At 61.3% G+C, this 24148-nt stretch carries 18 protein-coding genes; 15 read left to right on the top strand and 3 right to left on the bottom strand.

Translation table 11 applies throughout. The features are described from left to right. Nucleotides 1-7 precede the first annotated feature (7 nt). The 5 genes from H4684_RS11605 (at nucleotide 8) to H4684_RS11585 (ending at nucleotide 7147) form a co-directional block, all read left to right on the top strand. The gene (locus tag H4684_RS11605; RefSeq protein WP_225940383.1) at nucleotides 8-2038 is read left to right on the top strand and encodes a S16 family serine protease; all 2031 of its coding nucleotides are present in this window, start codon (nucleotides 8-10) and stop codon (nucleotides 2036-2038) included. Then, nucleotides 2026-3495 carry a sensor histidine kinase gene (locus tag H4684_RS11600; protein WP_192623852.1) on the top strand — a complete coding sequence of 490 codons (1470 nt, stop codon included), beginning with the start codon at nucleotides 2026-2028 and terminating at the stop codon, nucleotides 3493-3495. Before H4684_RS11605 ends, H4684_RS11600 begins: the two co-directional genes overlap by 13 nt. Continuing rightward, entirely contained in the window at nucleotides 3492-4886 is a 1395-nt protein-coding gene (locus H4684_RS11595) for a sigma-54-dependent transcriptional regulator (RefSeq protein ID WP_192623851.1), read from the top strand. The genes H4684_RS11600 and H4684_RS11595 overlap by 4 nt, the downstream gene beginning before the upstream one ends. A gap of 14 nt (nucleotides 4887-4900) precedes the next feature. Then, nucleotides 4901-5656, top strand: a complete 756-nt coding sequence (locus H4684_RS11590) for a hypothetical protein (RefSeq protein WP_192623850.1) — start codon at nucleotides 4901-4903, stop codon at nucleotides 5654-5656. Between the two features lie 108 nt (nucleotides 5657-5764). Continuing rightward, nucleotides 5765-7147: an MATE family efflux transporter gene (locus H4684_RS11585; protein WP_192623849.1), complete on the top strand. Its 1383-nt coding sequence runs from the start codon at nucleotides 5765-5767 to the stop codon at nucleotides 7145-7147. A 19-nt stretch (nucleotides 7148-7166) separates the two neighbouring features. Here H4684_RS11585 and H4684_RS11580 read toward each other — a convergent pair whose 3' ends face one another. Next, nucleotides 7167-9428, bottom strand: a complete 2262-nt coding sequence (locus H4684_RS11580; protein WP_192623848.1) for a GGDEF domain-containing protein — start codon at nucleotides 9426-9428, stop codon at nucleotides 7167-7169. 262 nt (nucleotides 9429-9690) lie between these two features. On the opposite strand from H4684_RS11580, the gene H4684_RS11575 reads away from it, so the two are divergent. From H4684_RS11575 to H4684_RS11540, 8 genes are all read left to right on the top strand, one after another. Continuing rightward, entirely contained in the window at nucleotides 9691-10386 is a 696-nt protein-coding gene (locus tag H4684_RS11575; protein WP_092190795.1) for a response regulator transcription factor, read from the top strand. A gap of 8 nt (nucleotides 10387-10394) precedes the next feature. Beyond that, nucleotides 10395-12203 (top strand): ATP-binding protein, encoded by a 1809-nt coding sequence (locus tag H4684_RS11570; RefSeq protein WP_192623847.1) that lies wholly within the window; start codon nucleotides 10395-10397, stop codon nucleotides 12201-12203. Nucleotides 12204-12205: 2 nt separating this feature from the next. Next, nucleotides 12206-12967: a phosphate ABC transporter ATP-binding protein PstB gene (gene pstB / locus H4684_RS11565; RefSeq protein WP_092190799.1), complete on the top strand. Its 762-nt coding sequence runs from the start codon at nucleotides 12206-12208 to the stop codon at nucleotides 12965-12967. 50 nt (nucleotides 12968-13017) lie between these two features. Continuing rightward, nucleotides 13018-13686, top strand: a complete 669-nt coding sequence (gene phoU / locus H4684_RS11560) for a phosphate signaling complex protein PhoU (protein WP_092190801.1) — start codon at nucleotides 13018-13020, stop codon at nucleotides 13684-13686. 126 nt (nucleotides 13687-13812) lie between these two features. After that, nucleotides 13813-15108 (top strand): alpha/beta hydrolase, encoded by a 1296-nt coding sequence (locus H4684_RS11555; RefSeq protein ID WP_192623846.1) that lies wholly within the window; start codon nucleotides 13813-13815, stop codon nucleotides 15106-15108. A gap of 8 nt (nucleotides 15109-15116) precedes the next feature. Then, nucleotides 15117-15872, top strand: a complete 756-nt coding sequence (locus H4684_RS11550) for an MlaA family lipoprotein (protein ID WP_092190806.1) — start codon at nucleotides 15117-15119, stop codon at nucleotides 15870-15872. 297 nt (nucleotides 15873-16169) lie between these two features. Further along, nucleotides 16170-17912, top strand: coding sequence for a YeiH family protein (locus tag H4684_RS11545; protein WP_192623845.1), 1743 nt, complete (start codon nucleotides 16170-16172; stop codon nucleotides 17910-17912). Between the two features lie 57 nt (nucleotides 17913-17969). Then, the gene (locus tag H4684_RS11540; RefSeq protein WP_092190810.1) at nucleotides 17970-18203 is read left to right on the top strand and encodes a hypothetical protein; all 234 of its coding nucleotides are present in this window, start codon (nucleotides 17970-17972) and stop codon (nucleotides 18201-18203) included. A 35-nt stretch (nucleotides 18204-18238) separates the two neighbouring features. Here H4684_RS11540 and H4684_RS11535 read toward each other — a convergent pair whose 3' ends face one another. Further along, nucleotides 18239-18409 (bottom strand): hypothetical protein, encoded by a 171-nt coding sequence (locus H4684_RS11535; protein WP_192623844.1) that lies wholly within the window; start codon nucleotides 18407-18409, stop codon nucleotides 18239-18241. Here H4684_RS11535 and H4684_RS11530 point away from each other — a divergent pair. Both H4684_RS11530 and H4684_RS11525 read left to right on the top strand, forming a co-directional pair. Continuing rightward, on the top strand, nucleotides 18408-20849 hold the full coding sequence (locus tag H4684_RS11530; RefSeq protein WP_192623843.1) for a c-type heme family protein: 2442 nt from the start codon (nucleotides 18408-18410) through the stop codon (nucleotides 20847-20849). The two genes, H4684_RS11535 and H4684_RS11530, sit on opposite strands and share 2 nt — an antisense overlap. Nucleotides 20850-20851: 2 nt before the next feature. Then, the gene (locus tag H4684_RS11525; RefSeq protein WP_407644768.1) at nucleotides 20852-22294 is read left to right on the top strand and encodes a sigma-54-dependent transcriptional regulator; all 1443 of its coding nucleotides are present in this window, start codon (nucleotides 20852-20854) and stop codon (nucleotides 22292-22294) included. 255 nt (nucleotides 22295-22549) lie between these two features. Here H4684_RS11525 and H4684_RS11520 read toward each other — a convergent pair whose 3' ends face one another. After that, nucleotides 22550-24148, bottom strand: a complete 1599-nt coding sequence (locus H4684_RS11520; RefSeq protein ID WP_192623842.1) for a sigma 54-interacting transcriptional regulator — start codon at nucleotides 24146-24148, stop codon at nucleotides 22550-22552.

Below are 24148 nucleotides of genomic sequence, written 5' to 3'. Positions count from 1 at the left end.
GGATGGGATGATGTTTTTTCGCAAACAGGAACTTGAAGCTCCGGTACCACCGGCGGACCCGACGGGATTACGGGAGAAATGTCGCCAGGCGGAGCTGCCCGAGGCCGTGGGCATCGCCGTCGAATCCGAAATCAGCCGCATGGAGAAGACCGATGCGGCGGTGGCGGAATACTCCATCGGGCTCAATTATGTGGAGACCCTTCTTTCGTTGCCGTGGAACGCCGTGACCCAGGACAATCTGGACCTGGGGCAGGCCGCGGAAGTCTTCGACGGAAGTCATGCGGGTCTGGGGCAGGTCCGGGAGCGTGTGCTTGAGCATCTGGCGTCGAGAGTGCTGCATTCCAAGCGGCAGGCCTCGCTGCTCATCGTCGACGACGAGCCCATTGCCCGCTCCAACCTGCGCCATGTGCTGGCGCGGGAAGGCTACGCGGTGGAGGTCGCGGCCAACGGCGAAGAGGCCATGGCCCTTCTTGCCCGCCAGGAATTCGATTGCATCGTCACGGATCTGAAGATGGACCGCATGGACGGCATGCAGCTCCTTGAAGCGGCCAGGGCCGTGGCTCCGGAGACGAAATTCATTCTGGTCACGGGATACGCCACGGTGGACACCGCTGTGCAGGCCTTAAAGACCGGGGCCGTGCATTATCTTTCAAAACCCATAGATCTGGGTGAATTGCGGGAAGCGGTGCGTTCGGCGCTGCTCTCTCGCACGCACCGCTATTCCAACCGTTCGCCGATCCTCTGCTTTGTCGGACCTCCGGGCGTGGGCAAGACCTCGGTCGGAAAGGCCATCGCCGAAGCTCTCGGGCGGCGCTTCTATCGCATGTCCCTGGCCGATCTGCGCGACGAGGCCGAGCTGCGCGGCCACCGTCGGACCTACGTCGGAGCCATGCCCGGTCGGATCATCCAGGCGCTCAAGAGTGTGGGCGTGCGCAATCCGGTCTTCATGCTCGATGAGATGGACAAGATCGGCCAGGACGTGAAAGGCGATCCGGCCATGGCCATGCTCGAAATCCTGGATCCGGAACAGAACGCGCGCTACGTGGACCGTTACCTGGAGATGCCCTTCGACCTGTCCGAGGTGCTCTTCATCGCCACGGCCAACGGGGTCGAGCGGCTGGCCGGACCGCTTCTGGACCGGCTGGAGGTGGTGCAGTTCTCTGGATATTCCGAGGGTGAAAAGCTCGACATCGCGACCCGCTTTCTGTTGCCGCGCCAGTTGCGCGGGCATGGGCTGACCAGTCCGTATCCCACGATTCTCCCCGAGGCCCTGGTGCGCATCATCCGCGAGTACACCAACGAATCCGGAGTGCGGGGCCTTGAGCGCGAGATAGCGCGGTTGTGCCGCAAGCTGGCCCGGCTGCGTCTGGACGGAGGGGCCGAGGCCGTGGCCGCGCCCGTGGGAAGCGATGGCGCGGCGGTCCTGCTCGGACCGGCGCGGTTTCGCCATGACGACGCCAAGGCCGGAGGCCTGGTCGGCACCGCCACCGGCCTGGTCTGGTCGGAAACGGGCGGTGAGATCATCTTTGTCGAGGCCACGCGCATGAGGGGTCCGGGCCAGCTCATCCTGACCGGCTCCCTTGGCGGCGTGCTCAAGGAGTCGGCCCAGATCGCGCTCAGCTTCATCCGCAGCAACGCGGGGACGCTTGGCGTCGAGCCGGATTTTTTCGAGGGGCACGACATCCACATCCACATCCCGGCCGGGGGCATCGCCAAGGATGGCCCTTCCGCCGGGCTGACCATCGCCGTGGCCCTGGTCTCCCTTTTGACGGGCCGTCCGGCACGCTCGGACGTCGCCCTTTCCGGAGAGCTGTCCCTGGTTGGCCGGGTGCTGCCCGTCAGCGGGGTGCGCGAGAAGATTCTGGCCGCCTTGCGCGGCCGGGCGGCCATGGTCGTGCTCCCCGTGGCCAACGCGGCCGATGTCGAGGCCCTGCGCGAAAGTGTCGCGGACCTGCCGCCGGTGGTGCTGGTGGAACGGGTCGAGCAGGCCCTGGCGGTGGCCCTGACCGGGCAGGAGGACGCGGCATGTACGGAATGATCTCCCGCTTCGCCAGCGGCAAGATCCGGCGCATCATCCTCTTCGGGATGATTCTGAGCATTCTCGGATTTTCCGTGCTGGGCGGCATCTCCTACGAATACCTGCTGCAGATCGAGGAGACGTTGTCCCTGGCCGAGGTCGTCGACGACCTGAGCAGCGATATCCTGGAGATCCGTCGCTACGAGAAGAATTATCTCCTTTACATGGCTGAGGAAGACTATGCGGAGACGCTACGCTACTGCGACCGCGCCCTGGCCACCATAGACCGGATCGAGAGCCCTCAGGGGGGCGTGACCAGTTCCGACAGGCAGGGGCGGGAGACCCTGCTCAAGCTGCGGCGGGACCTGAGTTCCTACAAGGAGACTTTCGCCAGGCTGAACGGCGTCGGCACCGCGACTGACATGGTCCAGGCCTCGGCCCTCGATCCTCGCCTGCGCGACCAGGGCAAGGAGCTGGTGGACCTGGTGCACCAGTTCGTCTCCACCCAGCGGGCGATGATCCTGGGAATAGTCGTCACCCTCAAGCATCAGCTGGCTCTGGCCATCGGCACCTTCACGGGCGTCGCCATATTTTTTTCCTGGCTGGTCGGGAGGAGGATTTTCGGCGCGCTTGGCATCATCGAGCACTCCGCGCGCCGGATCGTGCAGGGCGATTTCAAGCCTCTGCCCCTGCCGGAAACCAGCGACGAAACGCGAGGCGTGGTGCAGGCCTTCAACCACATGATCGAAGAGCTTGAGCGCAGGCAGAACCAGCTCCTGCAGGAAAAAAAGCTGGCCTCGCTCGGCGTCCTGACCTCGGGCATCGCCCATCAGCTCAACAATCCGCTCAACAACATCTCCACCTCCTGCCAGATCCTGCAGGAAGACCTGGAGGCGGCCCTGCCCGTCGATCCTGCGCTGACCAGGCAGATGCTCGACAACATCTATCAGGAAGTCAGTCGCTCGCGTGATATTGTCAAAGGGCTCCTCGAGTTCGCCCGGGAAACGGAATTCTGCCTCAAGCCCGTGCCGCTGCATGCGGTCGTGCAGCGGGCTGTGACACTGGTTTCAAGCGAAGTGCCGTCGGGGGTGCGCATTCTGACCGAGATCCCGGAACATATCGAACTTCCCCTCGACAGCCAGCGCTTTCAGGAGGTGCTTTTGAACCTGATGATAAACGCCATCCACGCCATAAGCCCTCCCGGAGTGATCTCCCTCTCCGCAAGGTCCGACCCCGGGTCGGGGGAGGCGGTGCTGCAAGTGACCGATACCGGCGCGGGTATCTCGCCGGAACATCTGGGGCGCATCTTCGATCCCTTCTTCACGCTCAAGGATACGGGCACGGGCCTTGGCCTGTCGGTGGTGTTCGGCATCATCAAGAAACACGGGGGCACCATCAGCGTGGAGAGTCAAGTCGGAGAAGGCACCACGTTCACCTTGCACCTGCCCCTCGGCGGCAACACATCGGGGGCATCGTGAGCGCCCAGGATGTCCGCAGCCGCGTTTCCGGGCCGTCAACGCCCCCGCCGGCCAGGATTCTGGTGGTCGACGACGAGCCGATCTCGCGCGACAATCTGGCGCTGGCGCTGGCGCGGCAAGGGCATGAGACCGTGACCGCGTCCGGCGGGACCGAAGCGCTTGGCCTGTTGCAGGACTCGGACTTCGACATGGTCCTGACAGACCTGATGATGGAAGGGATGGACGGCCTGGCCCTTCTGCGGGAGGTCAAGTCCCGTCATCCCGATGTCGAGGTCGTGGTAATCACCGGCTACCCCACGGTGGATACGGCCGTGGAGGCCATGCGGGCCGGAGCGTACGACTATCTGGCCAAGCCGTACCGCATCGACGAGGCCAGGTTGCTGGTGCACAAGGCGCTGGAAAAACGCAGACTCAGGCTGGAGGTGGCGCGTTTGCGCGAACAGCTGCGCGAACGGACCCTGCCCGTTCCCATGCTCGGCGCGGCCCCGTGCATGGTCGAACTCAAGCGGACCATCGCGCAGGTCGCGCCTTCGGACGTGACGGTGCTGATCCTGGGCGAGACCGGAACGGGCAAGGAGGTGGCGGCGCGCATGGTACACCTCTTCAGCCGACGCTCCGAGGCCCGCTTTCTGGCCATCAACTGCGGCGCGTTCAACGAGGAGTTGCTCGAAAGCGAGCTTTTCGGACATGAACAGGGCGCTTTTTCCGGGGCCACCCGGCAGAAGAAGGGCCTCTTCGAGGCGGTCGAAGGCGGCACGCTTTTTCTCGACGAGGTAGGGGAGATGTCGCTGGCCATGCAGGTCAAGCTTCTGCGCGCCGTGCAGGAGCGGTGCATCCGACGGGTGGGCGGCACCGCCGACATTCCTGTGGACGTGCGCCTCGTGGCCGCGACCAACAAGGATTTGAAGACCGAGGTCGAGACGGGCCGCTTTCGCCAGGATCTGTATTTTCGCCTGAACGTGCTGGTGCTGAGCATGCCGCCGCTGGTGCAGCGGCGCGAGGATCTGCCCCTGCTGGCGCGCTATTTCGCGGAGAAGGCCAGCCGGGAGACGGATCGGCCCGCGCCGGGCATCTCCGACGAGGTCATGGATATCCTCGGCCGTTACGCCTTTCCGGGCAATGTCCGCGAGCTGCAGAACGTCATCGAGCGGGCCGTGGTCTTCTGCAACGGTGACGAGATCCGTCCGGCGCATCTCTCGCCGGAGCTGCGCGAAGTTTCGCTGCATGTCAGCCGGGCGGGAGACAGGCAGCCCATGACCCTGGAAGAGTGCGAGCGGGAGCAGATCCGATGGACTTTGGAGCATGCGGCGGACAATCGCACCCTTGCCGCCAAGCTGCTGGGCATCGACCGGGCCTCCCTGTGGCGCAAGATCAAACGTCACGGCTTGTAGGCCGGAGGCTGGTCATGGAATACCCGTCCCTTGATTGCGCCGGATTTTGCCGGGATTGCGGATGCGAACATGTTTTGCCCGCCGAGGCGGCCCCGCCCCATGCCCGGGAGCTGATGGCGCGGCTTGAGCAATGCGGGAATATCGGGCTTGGACAGGCCGCAGACGATCCGCGCCTGTCCCTTGAGTACCTTTACGGCCCTGCCCGGGGGCAGATGTTCGGAGTGCTCCCGTACGTGGACAAGGACGGAACCCGTGGCGTGCTCAGGGCTTTTTCCGGGCAGTACAACGGAATCTGGGAGGTGCCGGGCTGGGTTGGGCCCATCCTTGACCCGGCGGAGTTCGAGCGCGCCATCGAACATGACGAGCCGCGCATCAAGGAACTGACTCTGCGCATGCAGGGCCTTAGGGTGGACGATCCGGTCCGCCTGGACATGCTGGCCCGGCGGCGCGAATTGTCCCGGAGCCTCATGGAACGCATCTTCGACCTGTACCGCCTGACCAATTTTCGCGGCCGGACCAGGGCCCTGTCCGAGGTCTTCACGGGCAAGGCCATGCCCACGGGCACGGGAGAATGCTGCGCACCCAAGCTGCTGCATCACGCCGCCATGCATGGGCTGACTCCGCTGGGGCTTGCGGAATTCTACGTCGGCCGTGAAAATCGTTCCGCCACCCGTGCTCACGGGCGGTTTTTCGCGCCCTGCGAAGAAAAATGCAGGCCGATCCTTGGTTTTCTGCTGTGCGGGCTGCCTGAGCCTCCCTGCGTCCCGTGAGCAGTTCCGCGCGAAAACCGGACCCGGCCTGATCCTCGGGCGCGTCACGGCAGCCGGCCGACTGTTTTCGATATTGCCAGTGCGCCGTACTTGGGGCACTCATGGGTCATGATCCACATCTCTCCGGCCACGGCCATCATATATCGCCGCATTTTCAAAATTTCCATGCCACTGGTCATAAGCCTCGGGGCGACCACGATCATGGAGTTCACGGACCGCCTCTTTCTGGCCCGCTATTCCCTCGACGCCATCGCAGCAGCCCTGCCCGCCGGGATCATGGCCCTTCTGGCCATGACCATTTTCCTTGGCACCACGAGTTACGTCTCCGTGTTCGTGGCCCAGTACACCGGCCAGGGGCGTCCCGAGATGGTCGGCAGGGCGGTCTGGCAGGGCATCTATGTGGCGCTTTTGGGAGCGGTCGTGCTGGGGGCGCTGGCCTTTTTGGCCGAGAGCATTTTCGCCTTCGGCGGCCATTCCAAAGAGATTCAGGTCCTTGAGTCCATATATTTCAGAACGCTGTGCCTGGGGGCGGGGATGCATCTGGTCGGCGGAGCTTTGGCCGGGTTCTTCACCGGCCTTGGGCGCACGCGCGTGGTCATGTTCGCCAACTCGGCCGGGATGCTCCTGAATATCCCCCTCGACTATTGCCTCATAAACGGCGTCGGGCCGTTTCCGGAGCTGGGCATTCTGGGCGCGGGCCTGGCCACGGTGATAAGCTGGGGGGTGATCACGACCATTCTCTGGCTGGCCATGCGCCGCTCCGAGAACGCCCGGTTCCGCCTGGCCATCGACCGGCGACTTAGGCCCGAGCTGTGGCTCAGGCTCATGCGCTACGGGCTGCCGAGCGGGATGGAATTCTTCCTCGACATCTTCGCCTTCACGGTCTTCATCTTCGTGGTCGGCAGGCTCGGGACCATGGAGTTGGCCGCGACCAACATCGCGCTGAACATCAACGCCCTGGCCTTCATGCCTCTGGTTGGCTTCGCCATGGGCACCAGCACCCTGGTCGGTCAGGCCATGGGCGCGGGCAAGCCCGACGACGTGCCCATGGTGGTGCGTGCCAGCCTCGTGCTGACCTTTGCCTATCTGGCGGCCATGTCGGCGGTTTTCCTGTTCGCCCCGGAAGCGGTCCTGCATCTGTTCCAGCCCCGCGACATGGACCCGGCCGCCTTTGCCTCGGTGGTCGGCATGGGCCGGACCCTGCTCATGATCGTAGTCGCGTACCTGTTCTTCGATGGGGTCAGCTTCATTGTCTATGGGGCGCTCAAAGGGGCGGGGGACACGGTTTTCGTCATGGCCGCGCGTCTGGCGCTGGTCTTTCTGGTCATGATCGCGCCACTTCTGGCCGGAGCCTGGCTTGATTTCGGGCTCTATTATTTCTGGGCCGTGACCTGCACGTTTCTGATCATGCTCTCGCTTGTGGGGTGGTGGCGCTTCAGGCAGGGGAAATGGCGGAACATGTTGGTGGTGGAGAAAAAGCCGCCCGCATGAAGCAGGGCGGCTGTCCGAGTCATGCGGTTTGCTCGCAGGTCCGATTGCCGCGCCGGTCCCGAACATAGACGTTGCCGGGCAGGGTCTTGGCGTAGCCCTTGATCTGGGCCGCTTTTTCCCCCAGGGCCTGCAGGCTGCACGGGGCCATGCAGTCCACGATGCCGATGGACACGGAGACCAGCGGGAACTGCTGCTCCCTGCCGTCCCGGCCCTTGCCCATGATCCAGCCCCTGGCGCGGTCCTGGGCATGGTAGCAGTTCAGGATGAGCCTTTTGAAGCAGCGGGTGACGGCCTGGCAGATGCGTTCCGCTTTCTCCGGATTGACCATGGCCACGAAATCATCCCCGCCAATGTGCGCCAGAAAGTCTCCGCTGTGCCCATGCCGGGAAATGGCCCAGGTCATGATGCGCCCCAGCAGCAGTATGACGAGGTCGCCGTCCTTGAAGCCGTAGACGTCATTGTAGACCTTGAAGTTGTCCAGGTCCGCGTAGAGCATGCAGAAGGGCTTGCCCCGCCTGAGCCTCGTCTCGATTTCCTTCTCCAGCGCCACGTTGCCCGGGATGCCTGTCAGCGGGTTGGTGCCCTTGGCCATTTCGACCTGAACCTGCGCCAGGGTGGTCAGCATCTTCTGCACCGTGACCACGCCCAAAAATTGTCCGCCACTGGTGACGATGACCTCGTCGTAGGCTTTCAGCATTTCGCGGGTGTTGGCGTTCTTGGCCACGGATTCCACGGGTTCGCGTTCGTCCACGACCATGGGAGTGGTGTCCATGAGCACCGCCACTGGTTTTTCCGCGTACAGTGCTCGCCCGTAGAGAGTGGCCAGATGCCGGTCCAGGCTGTAGCCCATGACCAGCCCCTGGGGTATGCCGTCGTCCACGACAACCACGCTTGAGAGCGCGGGGTTGGTGGCGAAGATCCGCTGCACGGACTGCACCGGGGTTCGGGGGCTGACGGTCAATGTCTTTTGGACCAGTTGTCCTATGGGAATGGAGCAGGACAGCCTGCCGAAGTTGTCCGGACGCAGCGGGGTCAGCTCCTTCATGTCCAGGTGGGTCTCGGGTTTGGGATAATGGGGGCGGCTCAAATAATATCCCTGGCCGAAATGGACTCCGATCTCCGTCAGGGCGCGTGCCTCGCCCTTGGTTTCGATCCCTTCGGCGATGATTTCCGAGCCGATGCGGCCCGCCAGGGTTACCATGGTCTCCATGAGCGCCCTGCGTACCGGGTCCTTGTCCACGTCGCGCACCAGCGACATGTCGACCTTGATGAAGTCGGGCTTCAGGGCCGCGACCGTGGACAATCCTGAGTAGCCCGTTCCGGCGTCGTCCACGGCAATCTTGAATCCCTGGCTGCGGTAATGGTCCAGGGTTTTGTGAAACGAGGTGAAGTCTTTTATGGAATGGCGTTCGGTTATTTCAAAGACGATGTCCTCGGGTTTGAGGCCATGTTTGTCCAGAATTTCCAGAGTCTTGCCTGGGGCGAAGGTCGGGTCGACCACGGTGCGCGGGTGGATGTACAGGAACAGCCTTTGGCCCGTGGTCAGAACTCCCACCGTTTCCATGGCCTTCGCTCGGCAGGCCTGCTCCAGCGCAAAGAGCTGTCCGAACTGTTCGGCGAAATCGAAGAGGATCGACGGCGATTCGAAATCGGAGCCGCGCGGCCCGCGCGCCAGAGCCTCCCAGGCCATGACGGTTCCTGTCTTGAAATCGTAGATGGGCTGAAAGAGCATGCGGATCTGTCCGTTGCGGATGATGGCCCGAAAGGTGGAGGAGAGCTTGACCGCTTCAAGGTCGATGCCGCCCTGGGCCATGCGCCGCGCATCATGGATGGCCTCGTGGAAGATCCGCTCGCGTTCGAAAAGCGACGATTCCGGCAACGTCGAGAACCCCACCTCGATCTCGAATTCCCTGCCAAGCGAGGAAATGGTATGTTTTCTGAGAATGGCCTGCAGCTTGACCTTGAGGCTGAAGGCCTGGTCCATGAGCTGGGAATCCTTGGCCTGTCCCAGACATCGGATGAGCAGCGCCTCTCCGGAGGAGATGCGCAGGGCGTGTCTGGCGCTGAGCATCGGGCTGTCGGGGTCGTGCTGGTTCAGGGCGTTGATGAGCAGGTTCTCCAGTTCCTCGGCGACATGGTCTCCGTAGAGTTCCCGGCAGAGTCCGAAGTCCTTGAGGCGAAATATGAAGATGCTCAGCCAGTGATGGGCGTGCAGGAATCTTTTGAGTTCGAAAATGGGCTTGGTCGCGGCCTGCATGGTTTGGGCTTGAGAGTTGGACATCATTTCCTCTGATGGATGGGACCGGGGTCGTTTTCAGGTAGAATCAAAGTTAGGAAGCTCTTTGTCCGGCGGATGCGACATTTTGGCGACAGGCCCGTGACAGGTGCGTGGCGATTGGATTTGAGTCCCTTTGCGGGGAATGTTACAGGAAATTCATACAGGTGTCACAATGCTGTCACATGCTCCCTGTAGCCCATCATGGGTACGAGGGGGGCGGCGCGTCGAAAGTGGCGGGGCTCTTTTCGTGAACAAGGGGGGAAACATGGCTCACAAGATTGTCGTCATCGAAGACGAACCGGATATCGCCAACCTTTTGGCTTTTCATCTCAAGTCGGGCGGGTACGACTGCTTCGTGGCCCGGGATGGAAAAAAGGGCCTGCAGCTGGTCCAGTCCGAACGGCCGGATCTGGTGCTGCTTGATCTGATGCTGCCCGGCATGAGCGGCACGGACGTTTGCAAGGCCGTCAAGGGCAGCCCGGAATGCGCTCACATACCAATCATTATGCTCACCGCCCGGGGTGACGAAGTCGACCGCATCCTCGGCTTCGAACTCGGCGCGGATGATTATGTCATAAAGCCGTTCAGCCCCCGGGAACTGATGCTGCGCATCAAGACCGTTCTGCGACGCAACGTGAACATCCTGCCCAAGGTCGCGCACTGGCAGCGCGAGGGCCTGGCTGCCGATTTCGAGGCGTACACGTTGCTCGTGGACGGGGTGGACGCGCACCTGACCCCCACGGAATTCAATCTTTTCGGAGAATTCGTGCGTAACGAGGGCAAGGTGCTCTCCCGGGAGCAACTCCTGAGCAATGCCTGGGGGTACGAATTCGAAGGCTATTCGCGCACCGTTGATACCCATGTGCGTCGGCTGCGCAAGAAGCTCGGCCCCTATGCCGACTGGCTGGAGACCGTCCGAGGCATCGGTTATCGCATGAAACGTGAAAATCAGGTCGACTAGGGCGCTTCATGACCACAACGACGATTTCCTTGCGGCTGCGGCTGTTTCTGGCCTTCGGGGTCATTTTGTTTTTGGCGCTGGGCGTGCCTGCCTACTATCTGCATCAGAATCTCGGGCAGACCAGCGAGCGCGAAGCCCGAGACAGCGCACGGCGAGACCTGCGCGCGGTGGAGTGGATGCTGTCCCATGGCTCCTTCACTTCCTTCGCGGCGGTCAACGAGGCGCTGCGCGACCTTGCGGCACGCATGGACATCCGCGTCACCTTCATCGATCTTGAAGGTCGGGTGCTGACCGATTCCGGCGTGACGGCGGAACGGGTCGAGAGACTGGAGAACCATTTGGGCAGGCCGGAAGTGACACAGGCCCTTGCCGGAGAGATCGGTCTCAGCCTGCGTTACAGCGACACCCTGGACCAGGATCTGCTCTATGCGGCCATGCGTACACAGGCCAGCGGGATCATGCCGGAGGGTATCGTGCGCATCGCGCGTCCCCAGAGCCAGATTCGCAAGACCCAGGACCGGCTCTACGGACGGACTGGCTGGGTCTACGGGTTCAGCGTCATCCTGGCCTTCGGGCTCGTCTCCTTGACTTCGAGGCAGATTGGCCGCGCCATAGCAAGCGTGGCCCAGGCCGCCGCCGACATCGGCCAGGGCGAGCCGGGCAAGCGCATTCGCTTTTCGCCGAGCACCGAGCTTACGCCACTGGTGCAGGCCTTCAACAACATGGTCGAACGCATCGAGTCCAACATGCAGACCATCGTCAAGCAGAAGATGGAATCCGAAGCCGTGCTCAACGGAATGAAGGCCGGGCTGATCGTCCTCGACGGACACGGCCGGATTCTGCGCGGCAACTACGCCGCCCAGGAGATTTTTCCGGGCCTTTCGACCTTCGCCGGGCGCAAGCCCATGGAACTGTCCCTGCTGCAGGATCTTCAGGATGCCTGCGACGCGGCGCTCCAAAAGCGCCGGGAAGGTGATTTTTCCCAGGTCGGAGTGGTGGTCTCCCTGGCGGGTGGCAGAAGCTTCGACGTCTCCATCGTGCCCATCAAGGGCGACGCCGAGCTTGGCGTGATCATGGTTTTTCATGACATCACCGAAATCAAGCGGGTGGAACAGATCCGTCGTGATTTCGTGGCCAACGTGTCGCACGAGTTGCGTACACCCCTGACATCGATCAAGGGCTACGCCGAAACCCTGGTGGGCATCGAGAAATACGATCCCGAGCAGACGCGCTCCTTCCTGGAGGTCATCCTGCGCAACGCCAACCACATGAACACCATGCTCGACGAGCTGCTCCAGCTCTCGCGCCTGGAGCATGGCAAGCAGCGCCCCGACCTGGTCACGGTGGAGCCTGCCTCGGCGCTTTATTCGGCCTGGAAGAGCTGTCATCCCTTGAGCAAGGACATCGAATTCGTGAACGAGCTAGGTGCCTCAACGCCCCAGGTGCGGGCCAATTTCGAGCAGCTGGTCCAGGTTTTTCGCAATGTCCTTGAAAACGCCATCAAGTACGTGCCTGACGAAACCGCCGTCATCCGTGTCCACGGGCATGCGAGCGGTCGTGAGCTGGTTGTTTTCATCGAGGACAACGGGCCTGGCATTCCGGTCGAGGATCAGGCCCGGATTTTCGAGCGGTTCTACCGTGTGGAAAAGGACCGCAACAGCTCCATCGGCGGCACGGGCCTCGGCCTTGCCATCTGCAGGCACATAATGGCCAATCACGGAGGGCGGATCACGGTGCAGAGCCCCGTGCCCGAAACCGGGATCGGCTCCCGCTTCATCATCACCTTGCCCCTGGCCGGGCAGATCTCAGAGGAATAGACATGACAGAAACGGTCAAGATTTCATCGAGAAATCTCAACTTCTATTATTCGGACTTTCACGCGCTCCAGGATATCAGCTTCGACATGCTGCAGCACCAGGCAACCGCCCTGATCGGGCCTTCGGGTTGCGGCAAGTCCACTTTTCTGCGGTGCATCAACCGCATGAACGACCTTATAGCCGGTACCCGGATCGAAGGGTCTCTGACCATGGACGGGCAGGACCTGAACGACAACGCCCATGACGTGGTCGTGCTCCGGCGCCGGGTGGGCATGGTCTTCCAGAAGCCCAATCCCTTTCCCAAGAGCATCTACGAGAACGTGGCCTATGGGCTGCGGGTCAACGGCGTCAAGGATCGCGAGTTCATCGATGCGCGGGTTGAGGAGAGCCTCAAGCTCGCCGCCCTGTGGGACGAGGTCAAGGACCGCATGGACCAGTCGGGCCTCAGCCTTTCGGGCGGACAGCAACAGCGCCTGTGCATCGCCCGGGCCATGGCCGTGGAGCCCGAAGTCCTGCTCATGGACGAGCCCGCTTCCGCGCTTGACCCCATCGCCACCCAGAAGATCGAGGAGCTCATCCACGAACTCAAGAACAAATTCACCATCGTCATTGTCACGCACTCCATGCAGCAGGCCGCCCGCGTCTCCGATCGGACCGCATTTTTCTACATGGGCAAGCTCATCGAGGTCGGTCCCACGGACAAGCTGTTCACCCGTCCGGAGAACAAGCAGACCGAGGACTATATAACAGGCCGTTTCGGCTGATGCCCTCAGTTCTTCTGAATGGTCCGACAAATTTTTAAAGGAAGTGAAAGATGTATACGCATTTGCATGAAGAAATCGAAACGCTGAAGCTCAAGGTGCTGAAGATGGTCTCCCTGACCGAGGACGCGGTCCAGAAGTCCATCCAGGCCTATGTGAACAAGGATCTGTATCTGGCCGAAGAGGTTCAGGACGGGGACGTGGAAGTAAATCGTCTGGAGGTGGAGATCGACGAGCTGGCGCTCAAGCTGTTGGCCCTGGAGCAGCCCGTGGCCGGAGACCTGCGCTTCATCCTCGGGTGCATGCGCATCAGCGTCGATCTTGAACGCATCGCCGATGAGGCCGTGAACATCGCCGAGCGCTCCATCATGCTCAGTTCGCGGCCGCCGTTGCCTTTTCATCAGGACGTGCTGGAGATGGGCACCAAGGCCCTGGCCATGCTGCGGCACGCGGCCCAGGCGTTCTCATCCAGCAATGTGGAGGCGGCCCTGCAGGTCTGCCATCTGGACAACGAGGTCGACGTGCTGAACCACAAGAACATGCGTCAGGTCATCGAATACATGATCCACGAGACTCCGGCCATCGAGCGTTCCGTTCACACCATCATTCTCATCCGCCGCCTCGAGCGCATCGGCGATCTGGCCACCAATATTGCCGAATCCGTGGTGTTCATCGCCCAAGGTGTGAACATAAAACACAAACTGTATTTCGACGAGCGTTGATCCGGTACACGTACATGATTTGCAAGAGGGCGCCTGCGGGCGCTCTTTTCATTTACGGTGCAAAAGCTTGCGCTCACACCTCCAACTGGCTAGTGATCCCGGATACATCACCGTGGAGGATTGCGCATGCATCGCGCCCTGCTATTATGCCTTTTCGTTCTGGCCGCCTTCGCGCCGGCCAGTGCCTATGAATATCCGTTCAAGAATCCTTACGAGGCCACCGTGCTCGGCACTCTGCCGCGGGACGAATTTCCGTTGGACTCCATCCGTCCCTCCTCGTTGCGCGATCTCAACCCGTTGAGTGATCTGGGCGCGGTGCGCGAAAGGGAGCTCCTGCTGCATGAGCGTCCGGTGCCCGAAATCCTCTGGTATGACGACACCCTGCAGTACTCCGTTGCCCTGCAACGCGACGTGGCGCCGCTGCTGTTCATCATTGCCGGGACAGGCTCTTCCTACGATTCGGCCAACTGCCGCTTCCTGCAGGCGGTCTTTCATCGGGCCGGGTACCACGTGGTCAGCCTGTCATCGCCGACGTATCCGAACTTTGTGGTCAGCGCCTCCACGACCCAGGTTCCGGGGTTCATTCCCCGCGACGTGGCTGACCTGTATCAGAGCATGGACGCCATCGTGAACGAAATTGGCCGCGACAGGATATCCTCCTACAACCTGACCGGTTACAGCCTCGGCGGAACACAGTCCGCTTTTCTGGCGGAGCTGGACACGCGCGAAAAGCGTTTCGGATTCGACAAGGTGATGCTCCTCAATCCGGCGGTCAGCCTGCTGACCTCTGCCACCATCCTCGACCACCTGCTCTCCGACAACGTGGCCGACCGGACCGAGGCCGCAAGGGTCGTGGCCGATCTGGTCTCCGATCTTTCGGCGGCCTACCGCGGTAGCGACGAGGTCAATTTCGGCGACGAATTTCTTTTTGCATTGCACGGGAGCCGCTCCATTTCCGAAAAGGAGCTCAAGATCCTCATTGGCGTCGCTTTTCGCGTCTCCCTTGCGTCCATGGTCTTTACCAGCGACGTGTGCACGGGGGCGGGGTACATCTCCCCAAGGGGGCACGTCATTGAGAAGAACGAGTCCCTGTCGCCTTATCTGGATGCGGCCGTGGGCGTGAGTTTCGAGGATTATGTGGACGAGTATCTTTTGCCGTTCCTGGGCTTCAAGGACCCGACCATGACCCGGGAACGGGCCGTGGCGGCCAGCAGCCTCGAATCCATCGCTCCTTTTCTGCGCGAGTCCACAAGCATCGCGGTCATGACCAATGTCGACGACCCCATTCTGACCCCCGACAACCTCGGTTTTCTGAAACGCACGTTCAACGGCCGTCTGACACTCTATCCGGCAGGGGGGCACTGCGGCAATATCCGTTATCGGGACAATGTCGCGGCCATGCTCGATTTTTTCCGCAAGTGAGACATACCATGCGCATATTTCTTCTCTGCCTCATCCTCTTCGTCTCCGCCGGATGCGCCACCAACGGGCAGCATCAGCCCGGCCCTTTTCAGGCCCCCGTACATCGCGGCCTGCCCGAGGACCCGACCCTGGAGCGGCATTTTCAGGTCCATGATCCCTGGGAGGGATTCAACCGTAACATGTACCACTTCAACGCCCAGCTTGACCGCTACGTCTATCTGCCAGTGGTCCGCACCTACGAGGCGATCCTGCCGGATAGCGTTCAACAGGGTGTTTCCAATATTTTTAATAACTTGAAAGAAATACCGATTTTTGTGAACTCTGTCCTGCAAGGCAAGGCCAAAAAGGCTTCGGTCTCGCTGGGCCGCTTTGTCTTCAACACGACCATCGGCCTGGGAGGCATCATCGACGTGCTCGGCAATGGAGGCATCCCGCAGGAAAACGAGGATTTCGGACAGACCCTGGGCTTCTGGGGCGTCCCCCCCGGTCCGTATCTGGTGCTCCCCGTGTTCGGGCCCTCCGGAGTGCGCGACACGGGAGGCGTGTTCGTGGACGCGGCCATGACCATTAACCCATCGTACGGCCTCTTCCAGGACATGAGCTGGATTGCGCGCGAGTCGGTGTCCACCGGCGTTTACGGGGTCAAGGCTGTCGATGCGCGGCATCAGGTCAAGTTTCGCTATTACGAGACAGGAAGCCCCTTCGAGTACCAGTTGGTGCGCTTCATCTATTCCAAGAAGCGCGAACTCGACATCGAGAAGTAGTTTTTTTTTCCCGCTGCCTTGAAAAGGCGTGGCGTTCCTCCCGAACGACCACGCCTTTTTTTATCCTTTTGTAAAATTTTAGACGGCTGAAGGATGCAGCTCTTGAAGTTTGTGGTGCTAACTTGTGTTGGCAGTGTAAATCGTGCTTTGCGCTTTTTTTTAAGTACGAAATTGTAACATGTTGAAATCATGATGTCTCATTTTTCTTGCAGACATGGCAGGGCTTTTGCTCTGCCTTCATCGTCAAAATAACCGGCGAGAGAACGCTTCATAATCATCGAGGAGGAAGAAAAACCCATGTCTGAAGAAAGCAGCAGCGTCGTCATCGACCACGGGAAAAGCCAGTGGTCGGATTTGTGGAAGAAAGAGGACTTTCTGGCCATCTGGCTCGGTTTTATCATCATTGCCGTATGTATCCTTGCGTACACGACCTTTGGGCCCAAGGCGGAGTTTGCCGAGAAGATCGCCACCGCAAACCAGATCCAGGAAGCTGAACTGGCCAAGGCTCCGTTCAAGACCATCGCCTGGCACAATGCCCAGGACGCCAAGGGCAAGCTCAAGGGTTCCAGTTCCGCCTTCGGCAAGTTCGCATCCCACTGGACCAAGACGCCAGGTTCCTGGAAGACCAACCCCATGGATTCCCTGATCCGCTCCGAATCCCAGGCCAAGGCGCTCAACGAGAAGGCCATGCCTAAATACGAAGAGGCCAAGGGCAAGCTTGAAGTGGCACTCGCCGCTGCCGTGGCCGCGGAAGAGGCTGCGGCCGGCGCATCCTTCCAGAACCAGGCTCTCAATGACGAGGCCGCGGCCAAGATTTCCGAGTGGCGCGACGCGCACAAGGCTGCCGGGGATGCCAAGAAGAAGGTCGAAAACAAGCCCTACAACTACATTCCGTCCCTCATCGGCCTGTGCATATTCATCGCGCTGATCTTCGGTGCGGGCATTGCCATGATGGGCAAGAGCGCGCCTGCGTTCCTGCAGGGTTTCGTGATTGTCTTTCTGGTCGCCGTCCTGGCGTACATTCTCGGCGGGCAGGCCATTTCCAAGCAGTACGGTTTTGGCGCCGAAGCCTGGGGCGTGCTTCTGGGCATGGTCATAGCCAACACCGTGGGCACTCCCAAATGGGTCCTTCCGGCTTGTGAAGTCGAATTTTTCATCAAGACCGGCCTTGTTCTTCTGGGCGCGGAAGTGCTCTTCAACAAGATCGTGGCCATCGGCACACCCGGCATTTTCGTGGCCTGGGTAGTCACCCCCGTCGTGCTCGTGTGCACCTACATCTTCGGCCAGAAGGTGCTGAAGATGCCCTCCAAGACGCTTAACGTCGTCATCTCCGCCGACATGTCCGTGTGCGGCACCTCCGCCGCCATCGCCGCTGCGGCAGCCTGCCGGGCCAAGAAGGAAGAGCTGACACTGTCCATCGGTCTGTCCCTGGTCTTCACCGCCATCATGATGATCGCCATGCCTGCCTTCATCAAGGCTGTCGGCATCCCGGAAGTTCTGGGCGGCGCCTGGATGGGCGGCACCATCGACTCCACCGGCGCGGTGGCCGCGGCTGGCGCGTTCCTGGGCCAGAAGGCCATGTACGTGGCCGCGACCATCAAGATGATCCAGAACGTCATGATCGGCGTGACCGCATTCTGCATAGCAGTGTACTGGTGCACGAAGGTTGACTGCGTGGCCGGCAAGACCGTTGGCGCAGGAGAGATTTGGCATCGTTTTCCGAAGTTCGTGCTCGGCTTCATCGCCGCCTCCATCATCTTCTCCATCCTGGATCAGGGCATGGGCAAGGATCTTGGCGGCGCGGTCGTGGATCACGGCATCGTCCGCGGCGGCACCAGGCTTCTGCGTGGCTGGTTCTTCGCCCTGTCCTTTGCGGCCATCGGCCTGTCCACCAACTTCCGCGAGCTGGCCAAGTACTTCAAGGGCGGCAAGCCGCTCATCCTGTATGTCTGCGGTCAAAGCCTCAATCTTGTCTTGACTCTGGCCATGGCCTACCTCATGTTCTACGTGGTCTTCCCCGAAATCACGGCCAAGATCTAAATTGTCTCGAAAAACAGCCGGGAGGATCTTCCTCCCGGCTTTTAAGGACGTATCGTCATGACTGAAAAAAGCCTGCCCGTAAGATTGAAGAATTTCGTTCTGACCATGGGCGCCGCCCTGGCCTTCGTCTACCTGTTCCTGCCTTTTTTGACCAACTCCTGTGGTGTTCTGAGCCGCATGTCCTCATATCTGGACGACAACGGCATCGATCCGACCCGTTATTACTACACGGATGTTGCACAGGTGAAGGAAGGAGAGGATTACCTGCGTTTTGCCCTGGAGGAAAAATAGTCGAGGCGCCTCTCTTTGGGGGAAATGTGCTCAGATCAGGAGCAGCCGAACGGTTTCAGGTCTTGATTGGAGGACGTTAGAACACTAATGATTTCTATGGTGCCCTTTTTTGATTTGGTCTTGCCGACAGTCTGAGCGAACGCATCTTCATCCACTTCACACACGTTTCCACCGCCACGGGAAGCATCAATTTCAGGCGAGCCCATGCACCTTCTCAAGCCATCAAAGATACAGACCAAATTTGTTTCCGGGCTTTTGGTCGCCTCCATTGTTCTGGGCATCGTTTTTTCCGTCGGTTTTTATCTACACATGAAAAATGTCCTCGAGGAGGAGGTGCGGGACAAGGCCCTGCTCATCTTCACCCATGTGGACTCCATCCAGCACTACGTGCGCGACATCCTGCGCCCGGCCATGTACGAGCGCCTGCCCGCTTCGTTCATCATCGAGGCCATGTCCTCATCCTACATTTCCCGAACCATCATGGCGCCGATCAACGACGATCACGGCGGCACCATCTATCGCCGCGTGGCCATCGACGCACGCAACCCCGCTTACGAAGCCAACACGCACGAACGGGAACTGATCCGCTATTTCAGGGCCAATCCCGAGCAGGAGCTGTGGCAGGGGTACAAGACCATGGACGGGGAAAAATATTTTCTGAAAGTCCGTGCCGTGCGTTTCGAGGAAGGGTGCATGTATTGCCACGGCAAGCCCGAGGATGCTCCGCCGGAGCTTTTGTCCCTGTACGGGGGGCGGGGTTTCGGCAAGGAGGAGAACTCCATCGCCGGGGTCGATTTCGTGGGCATCTCCGTGCAGAGCAGTGTCGGGCGCGTGCAGCAGACCATCCTGACCTACTTCGCCTTTTTCGCCTTTGGCGCGCTGCTGTTTTTTTCAGCGACAAATTTTCTGTTCCGGGTTCTGGTGGTCAACAATCTCAAACGCCTCAACAGCGTTTTCAGACGCAACGTGGTCGATGCGGAAGGCTCCGAGCTCCTGCACAAGCTGGAGCAGGGCGACGAGATCGAGGAACTGGTCGAAGGCATGGAGCAGATGGGCAATCATCTCTTCGAGGTCCGCCACCAGCTCCAGGATTATGCGGAGAATCTGCGCAAGATGGTCGATGATCGCACCGAGGCCCTTTCCCATGAGGCCGAAGCCCGGCAGGCAGACGTGCATCTCTTTGTGCGCCTGCTGGAGGACATGCGCCGCAGCGGTTCGCGTTCGGAACTCTGGAGCCTGGCCCTGCCTCAGATCTGCAAACGCTTCGGGGCGCGCAGCATCGCCTATGTGTGCACCATGGTCTCCAGGAATTACTACGTCTGGCCGGAGTCGTCCGCCGCTCCCGAGTTGCCTGAGAACATGGTGGAAGTGCTGACCGGCAGCGCCTGCCTGCAATCGGGATCCAGGATTTTCGTGCCGGTGGAGTCGAGCTCCGGAAATGCCGAGGGCATCCTTTGCCTCTACTGGGACACCGAAGCAGAGGCGGCACGGCACGATCAGCGGGTACTCACGGCGCTCGGTCGTCAGCTCGGCACGGCAGCGGAGAATCTGACGGCCATCGACAGCCTGCTGCGGCAGATGAACGTGCTCGAAACCATCGTCGAAGGCATCACCGACCCGCTGGCGCTCATGGACTCGAACTGCGCCGTGTTGACCGTGAACCAGGCCGCCCGCCAGCTGACCTCGGAGCTGACGGACGGTGAACGCACGGACGGCAACATGCTGTCCATCTTTTTCGATCCGTTGTCCCATCCTTGTCCGATGGTTGACGCCATTCGCGGCGGGGCGCCGGATCTGCGCGAAGTCGAGCTGCCCGGAGGCAGGTCGTTTTCACTTTCGATGTACCCGGTGCGCAGTTCCGACGGGCAGACGGACCGCGTGGTTGTCTATGTGCGCGAGACCACCATGGAGAAGCGCATGCGTTCCCAGGTCTGGCATTCGGAGAAGATGGCGACCGTAGGCAAGCTCACGGCGGGCCTGGCGCATGAGATCAACAACCCGCTCGGGGTCATCCTCTGCTATGCGGGGTTGCTCCGCCAGACGATCTCCGATCCGCAGCAGGCTTCGGACCTGAACATAATCGAGCGCCACACCAGGCAGGCGCAGAGAGTGCTTCAGGAGCTTCTCAATTTTGCCCGCCCCAAGGCTGCCGGGTCGGGCACGGCGGATGCCTGCGGCGTTGCCGTGTCCGTGTCCGAGGTTTTTTCCGTGCAGGCCGCCAAGAAGAGGGCGCACTTGACTGTGGAACAACCAGATCGGCCTCTGCCCGTGCGCATGGGTATCGGTGAGCTGGAGCAGGTGCTCAGCAACCTGGTCATCAACGCCCTCGACGCGGTCGGGGAGGAGGATGGCGAGATAGTGGTTCGGGTCGCGCCCAAGGCTGGGCGGGTGGCCATCGTGGTGGAGGATAACGGTCCGGGCGTTTCGGCGGCGGATGCGCCGCATATTTTCGATCCCTTTTATTCGACCAAGGCCATCGGCGCCGGGACTGGACTGGGCCTGGCCGTGGTCTACGGCATGGTCAGGGACGTGGGCGGAGAAGTCTTTGTCGAGCATTCGGACCTCGGCGGCGCGCGCTTTGTCGTGCTCCTGCCGTCTGGAATCGATGACCTGGAATCGGATACTGCGCACCAGAGGAAGGATTGAGCATGGAAGTCATGGATTCAGCCGGCATTGTCACGGGAGCACGGGTCGTCATTGTCGACGACGAAGTTGATTTCGCACGCGGACTGGCCAGGCTTGTCGGAGGTCATTTTCCGTGCCTCGACGTGGTGGCCGTGCATAGCGGAGCCGAGGCTCTGCAAGCCCTGTCGGCGAAACCCGCGCAGCTCATGATCACGGATTTGCGCATGCCCGAGATGACCGGATTGCAGCTTTTGTCCCAGGCCCTTGGCCTGCTGCCGGACCTGAGCATGGTCGTGCTCACCGCCTACGGGACCATTGAGACGGCGGTGGAGGCCCTGCGGGCCGGTGCCTATGATTTTCTGACCAAGCCCATCGAGCCGGAACAGCTCTTCCGTGTGGTGGAGAAGGGACTGGAGCGAAGCAGGCTGCTGGAGGAAAACAATCGTCTGCGCCAGATCCTGGCCAGCAAGGAATGCGGCGGGGAGCTGGTCGGAGAAGGCGCGGCCATGCGGCAGCTCAAGCGCACCATCGCGGCCGTGGCCCAGTCCGAATACACGGTGCTGGTCCGGGGCGAATCTGGCACCGGCAAGGAGCTGGTGGCCCGCATGGTGCACCATCTCGGCGCACGGGCTTCCCGGCCCTTTCTGGCGGTGAACTGTCCTTCCATTCCCGAGAATCTGCTCGAAAGCGAACTCTTCGGCCACGTCAAGGGCGCCTTTACCGGGGCCGACCGCGACCACAAGGGGCTCTTTGCCGCCGCCGACAAGGGGACCATCCATCTGGACGAAATCGGGGACATTTCCCCGGCGGTCCAGACCAAGCTGCTGCGGGTCATGCAGGACGGGGAGGTTCGGCCGGTGGGATCGAACAGATCCTCACGCGTGGATGTGCGCGTGGTCGCCTCCACCAATCAGAACCTTGAAGCCGCCATTCAGGCCAAGACCTTTCGCGAGGATCTGTATTATCGGTTGAACGTGCTGACCATAACCCTGCCGCCCTTGCGCGAAAGGGCCGAGGACATTCCGCTTTTGGCCGGGCACTTCTTCCGGGCGGCCTGCCGCGAGATGGGGCTGGCCGAAAAACAGGTCGATCCGGAGGTCATGCACTGGATGGCCACTCACTCCTGGCCCGGCAACGTGCGTGAGTTGCAGAATTTCGTGCGCCGTCTGACCGTTTTCGCCACCACGGAGCGGGTAGACATGAATCTGCTGCGCATGGTGCAGCAGGGCGGATGTCTGCCCGTGCCCATGGGCAAGAGCCTGGGCGGAGGCGAAACCGCGCTGGAACCCTACAAGAACGCCAAGGCCGAGGCCGTGGCGGCATTCACCCACTCCTACGTAAACGAGCTTTTGGCCCAGACCAAAGGCAACGTGTCCGAAGCGGCCCGCGTCTCGGGCCTGTCCCGCGTGGCCCTTCAGAAAATCCTTTTGCGCATGGGCGAAAGCGCTGCGCGATTTCGGGATTGAAATCGATTCAAATCCTTTCATTATAATTTGCGGTACGCGGCCCGTTGTCGCCTTGGGTTTGAGACCCGCCGGAACTCCCTCTCCGGCCTCGTAGAGTTGAATCGTTGCGTACAGGGCGCAAAGTCCGGGTAGCGCTTGGGCAACGATTCAACAAACGATGCCTGGTTCGGTCAGACAGCCGACGCGCCTCAAACCCCTGGCGACAACGGGCTTTGAGGTTTTTCAAAATTATTCTTTAAGTTCAGTTGCTTGCGTCTATTCGACGCGCAGCGGCCTGGACACGCGCAGGCCGTGTTTCCTGATCTTGTTCAGGATGGCGGTGTGGGACAGGCCCAGGGTTCGGGCGGCCTGGCGGATGCTTTTGGCCCGGGTCAGGGTGTTTTCAAGGATGTCTTTTTCCAGGCGGTCCAGCTGCTCCCTGATGGGTTTGCCCGGTTCGGCGGCCTGGACTTGCCGGGTCTGGCCCGGGATGCCGTCGCCAAGTTCGTGGGCCAGGATCAGGAAGCGTTCGTCAATGTTCTCCGCCGGACAGAGGATGGCGGCGCGATCGACCACGTTCTTGAGTTCGCGCACGTTCCCCGGCCAGTGGTGGGCGCGCAGCTTGTCCAGGCCCTTGGCGGTGACGGCCTTGGCCGGACGCCCCATGCGCGAGGCCAGGGTGAACAGGAAATGCTCGGCCAGGAGGCCTAAGTCGTCCAGACGTTCCTGCAAGGGCGGGATATGGATGGGCAGGACGTTGATGCGGTAGTACAGGTCTTGCCGGAAGGTTCCCTCCTCGACCATTTTCTCCAGATTGCCGTTGGTGGCGGTGATGATCCGTGCCCGAATGGGAATTTCCCGCGATCCTCCGATGCGTCGTACGCAGTGGTCCTGCATGACCCGCAGGATCTTGGCCTGGGAAGCCAGGGGCATGTCGCCGATCTCGTCCAGAAAGACAGTGCCCTCCCCCGCGACCTCGAACAGGCCGGGTTTGCCGTCCCTCAGGCCGCCGGTGAAGGCTCCGCCCACGTAGCCGAAGAGCTCGCTTTCCAGCAATTGCTCGGGCAGGGCCGCGCAGTTGATGGGCACAAAGGGCCCGGACCGTCCGCTTGCCGTGTGCATGGCCCGGGCGAAGAGCTCCTTGCCCGTGCCGGAAGCTCCGCGAATGCAGACGATGGAGTCCGTGGCCGCGATGAGCTGGGCGTAGCCGATGAGGTTGTTGATGTTCTGGTTCTGGCCGACGATGTCCGAAAAGCTGATCTGGGCGGGTTCGGAGATGCTGCGGGCCAGCATGCGGATCTCCTGCATGTCCTTGGCGATCTCCACCGCCCCGATGATGTGCCCCTGGGCGTCGCGGATGGGGCGGCAGGTGGCGAAATACTGAAAGCGTCCCGAAGGCGTGACCAGGGTGCGTTTCACGTCTCCGCTTTCTCTTCCGGCGAGGCTGTCCAGAATGGCCGAATCCCCGAGGTCCAGTTCGCGCACGTCCATGCCGGGCACGCTGTCCTGGTCCAGGTTCAGGATCTGGCAGGCGGCGGCGTTGATGGTCGTGACCCGTCCGGCCGCGTCCACGGCCACGACTCCGTCCGCGATGTTGTCCAGAACCACGCGCAGCCGTCTGGCCTGTTCCTCCTGGGGCAGGGTGTCGATGGGGCGCGAGGTGAGCAGGCCCGGGATGTCCCCGAGTGCCTCGGGCAGGTCCGTGGGCAGGGCTTCGGGCTGCCGGTCTTCCGCCTCCACGTAGACATGGGCCAGATCGTCCACGCGGTCCACTTCCATGGCCACGATGTTGAACTTGCGGTCGGCGATGCGGCGGGACAGGTCGGCGACGATGCCGACGCGATCCTGAAAGACGAGATGCAGCTTGATGGCCAT

It is taken from the genome of Desulfomicrobium macestii (assembly GCF_014873765.1).
Lineage (GTDB): Bacteria > Desulfobacterota > Desulfovibrionia > Desulfovibrionales > Desulfomicrobiaceae > Desulfomicrobium > Desulfomicrobium macestii.
The sequence above is the reverse complement of the archived record's forward strand: the minus strand, read 5'-3'. Positions and strand labels throughout refer to the sequence as shown.

What these genes read in the sequence shown, in the direction of transcription:
- H4684_RS11605 (WP_225940383.1), top strand. Translation starts at nt 8, where the DNA reads ATGATGTTTTTTCGCAAACAGGAACTTGAAGCTCCGGTACCACCGGCG.
- H4684_RS11600 (WP_192623852.1), top strand. Translation starts at nt 2,026, where the DNA reads ATGTACGGAATGATCTCCCGCTTCGCCAGCGGCAAGATCCGGCGCATC.
- H4684_RS11590 (WP_192623850.1), top strand. Translation starts at nt 4,901, where the DNA reads ATGGAATACCCGTCCCTTGATTGCGCCGGATTTTGCCGGGATTGCGGA.
- H4684_RS11585 (WP_192623849.1), top strand. Translation starts at nt 5,765, where the DNA reads ATGATCCACATCTCTCCGGCCACGGCCATCATATATCGCCGCATTTTC.
- H4684_RS11580 (WP_192623848.1), bottom strand. Translation starts at nt 9,428, where the DNA reads ATGTCCAACTCTCAAGCCCAAACCATGCAGGCCGCGACCAAGCCCATT.
- H4684_RS11575 (WP_092190795.1), top strand. Translation starts at nt 9,691, where the DNA reads ATGGCTCACAAGATTGTCGTCATCGAAGACGAACCGGATATCGCCAAC.
- H4684_RS11570 (WP_192623847.1), top strand. Translation starts at nt 10,395, where the DNA reads ATGACCACAACGACGATTTCCTTGCGGCTGCGGCTGTTTCTGGCCTTC.
- pstB (WP_092190799.1), top strand. Translation starts at nt 12,206, where the DNA reads ATGACAGAAACGGTCAAGATTTCATCGAGAAATCTCAACTTCTATTAT.
- phoU (WP_092190801.1), top strand. Translation starts at nt 13,018, where the DNA reads ATGTATACGCATTTGCATGAAGAAATCGAAACGCTGAAGCTCAAGGTG.
- H4684_RS11555 (WP_192623846.1), top strand. Translation starts at nt 13,813, where the DNA reads ATGCATCGCGCCCTGCTATTATGCCTTTTCGTTCTGGCCGCCTTCGCG.
- H4684_RS11550 (WP_092190806.1), top strand. Translation starts at nt 15,117, where the DNA reads ATGCGCATATTTCTTCTCTGCCTCATCCTCTTCGTCTCCGCCGGATGC.
- H4684_RS11545 (WP_192623845.1), top strand. Translation starts at nt 16,170, where the DNA reads ATGTCTGAAGAAAGCAGCAGCGTCGTCATCGACCACGGGAAAAGCCAG.
- H4684_RS11540 (WP_092190810.1), top strand. Translation starts at nt 17,970, where the DNA reads ATGACTGAAAAAAGCCTGCCCGTAAGATTGAAGAATTTCGTTCTGACC.
- H4684_RS11530 (WP_192623843.1), top strand. Translation starts at nt 18,408, where the DNA reads ATGCACCTTCTCAAGCCATCAAAGATACAGACCAAATTTGTTTCCGGG.
- H4684_RS11535 (WP_192623844.1), bottom strand. Translation starts at nt 18,409, where the DNA reads ATGGGCTCGCCTGAAATTGATGCTTCCCGTGGCGGTGGAAACGTGTGT.
- H4684_RS11525 (WP_407644768.1), top strand. Translation starts at nt 20,852, where the DNA reads ATGGAAGTCATGGATTCAGCCGGCATTGTCACGGGAGCACGGGTCGTC.
- H4684_RS11520 (WP_192623842.1), bottom strand. Translation starts at nt 24,148, where the DNA reads ATGGCCATCAAGCTGCATCTCGTCTTTCAGGATCGCGTCGGCATCGTC.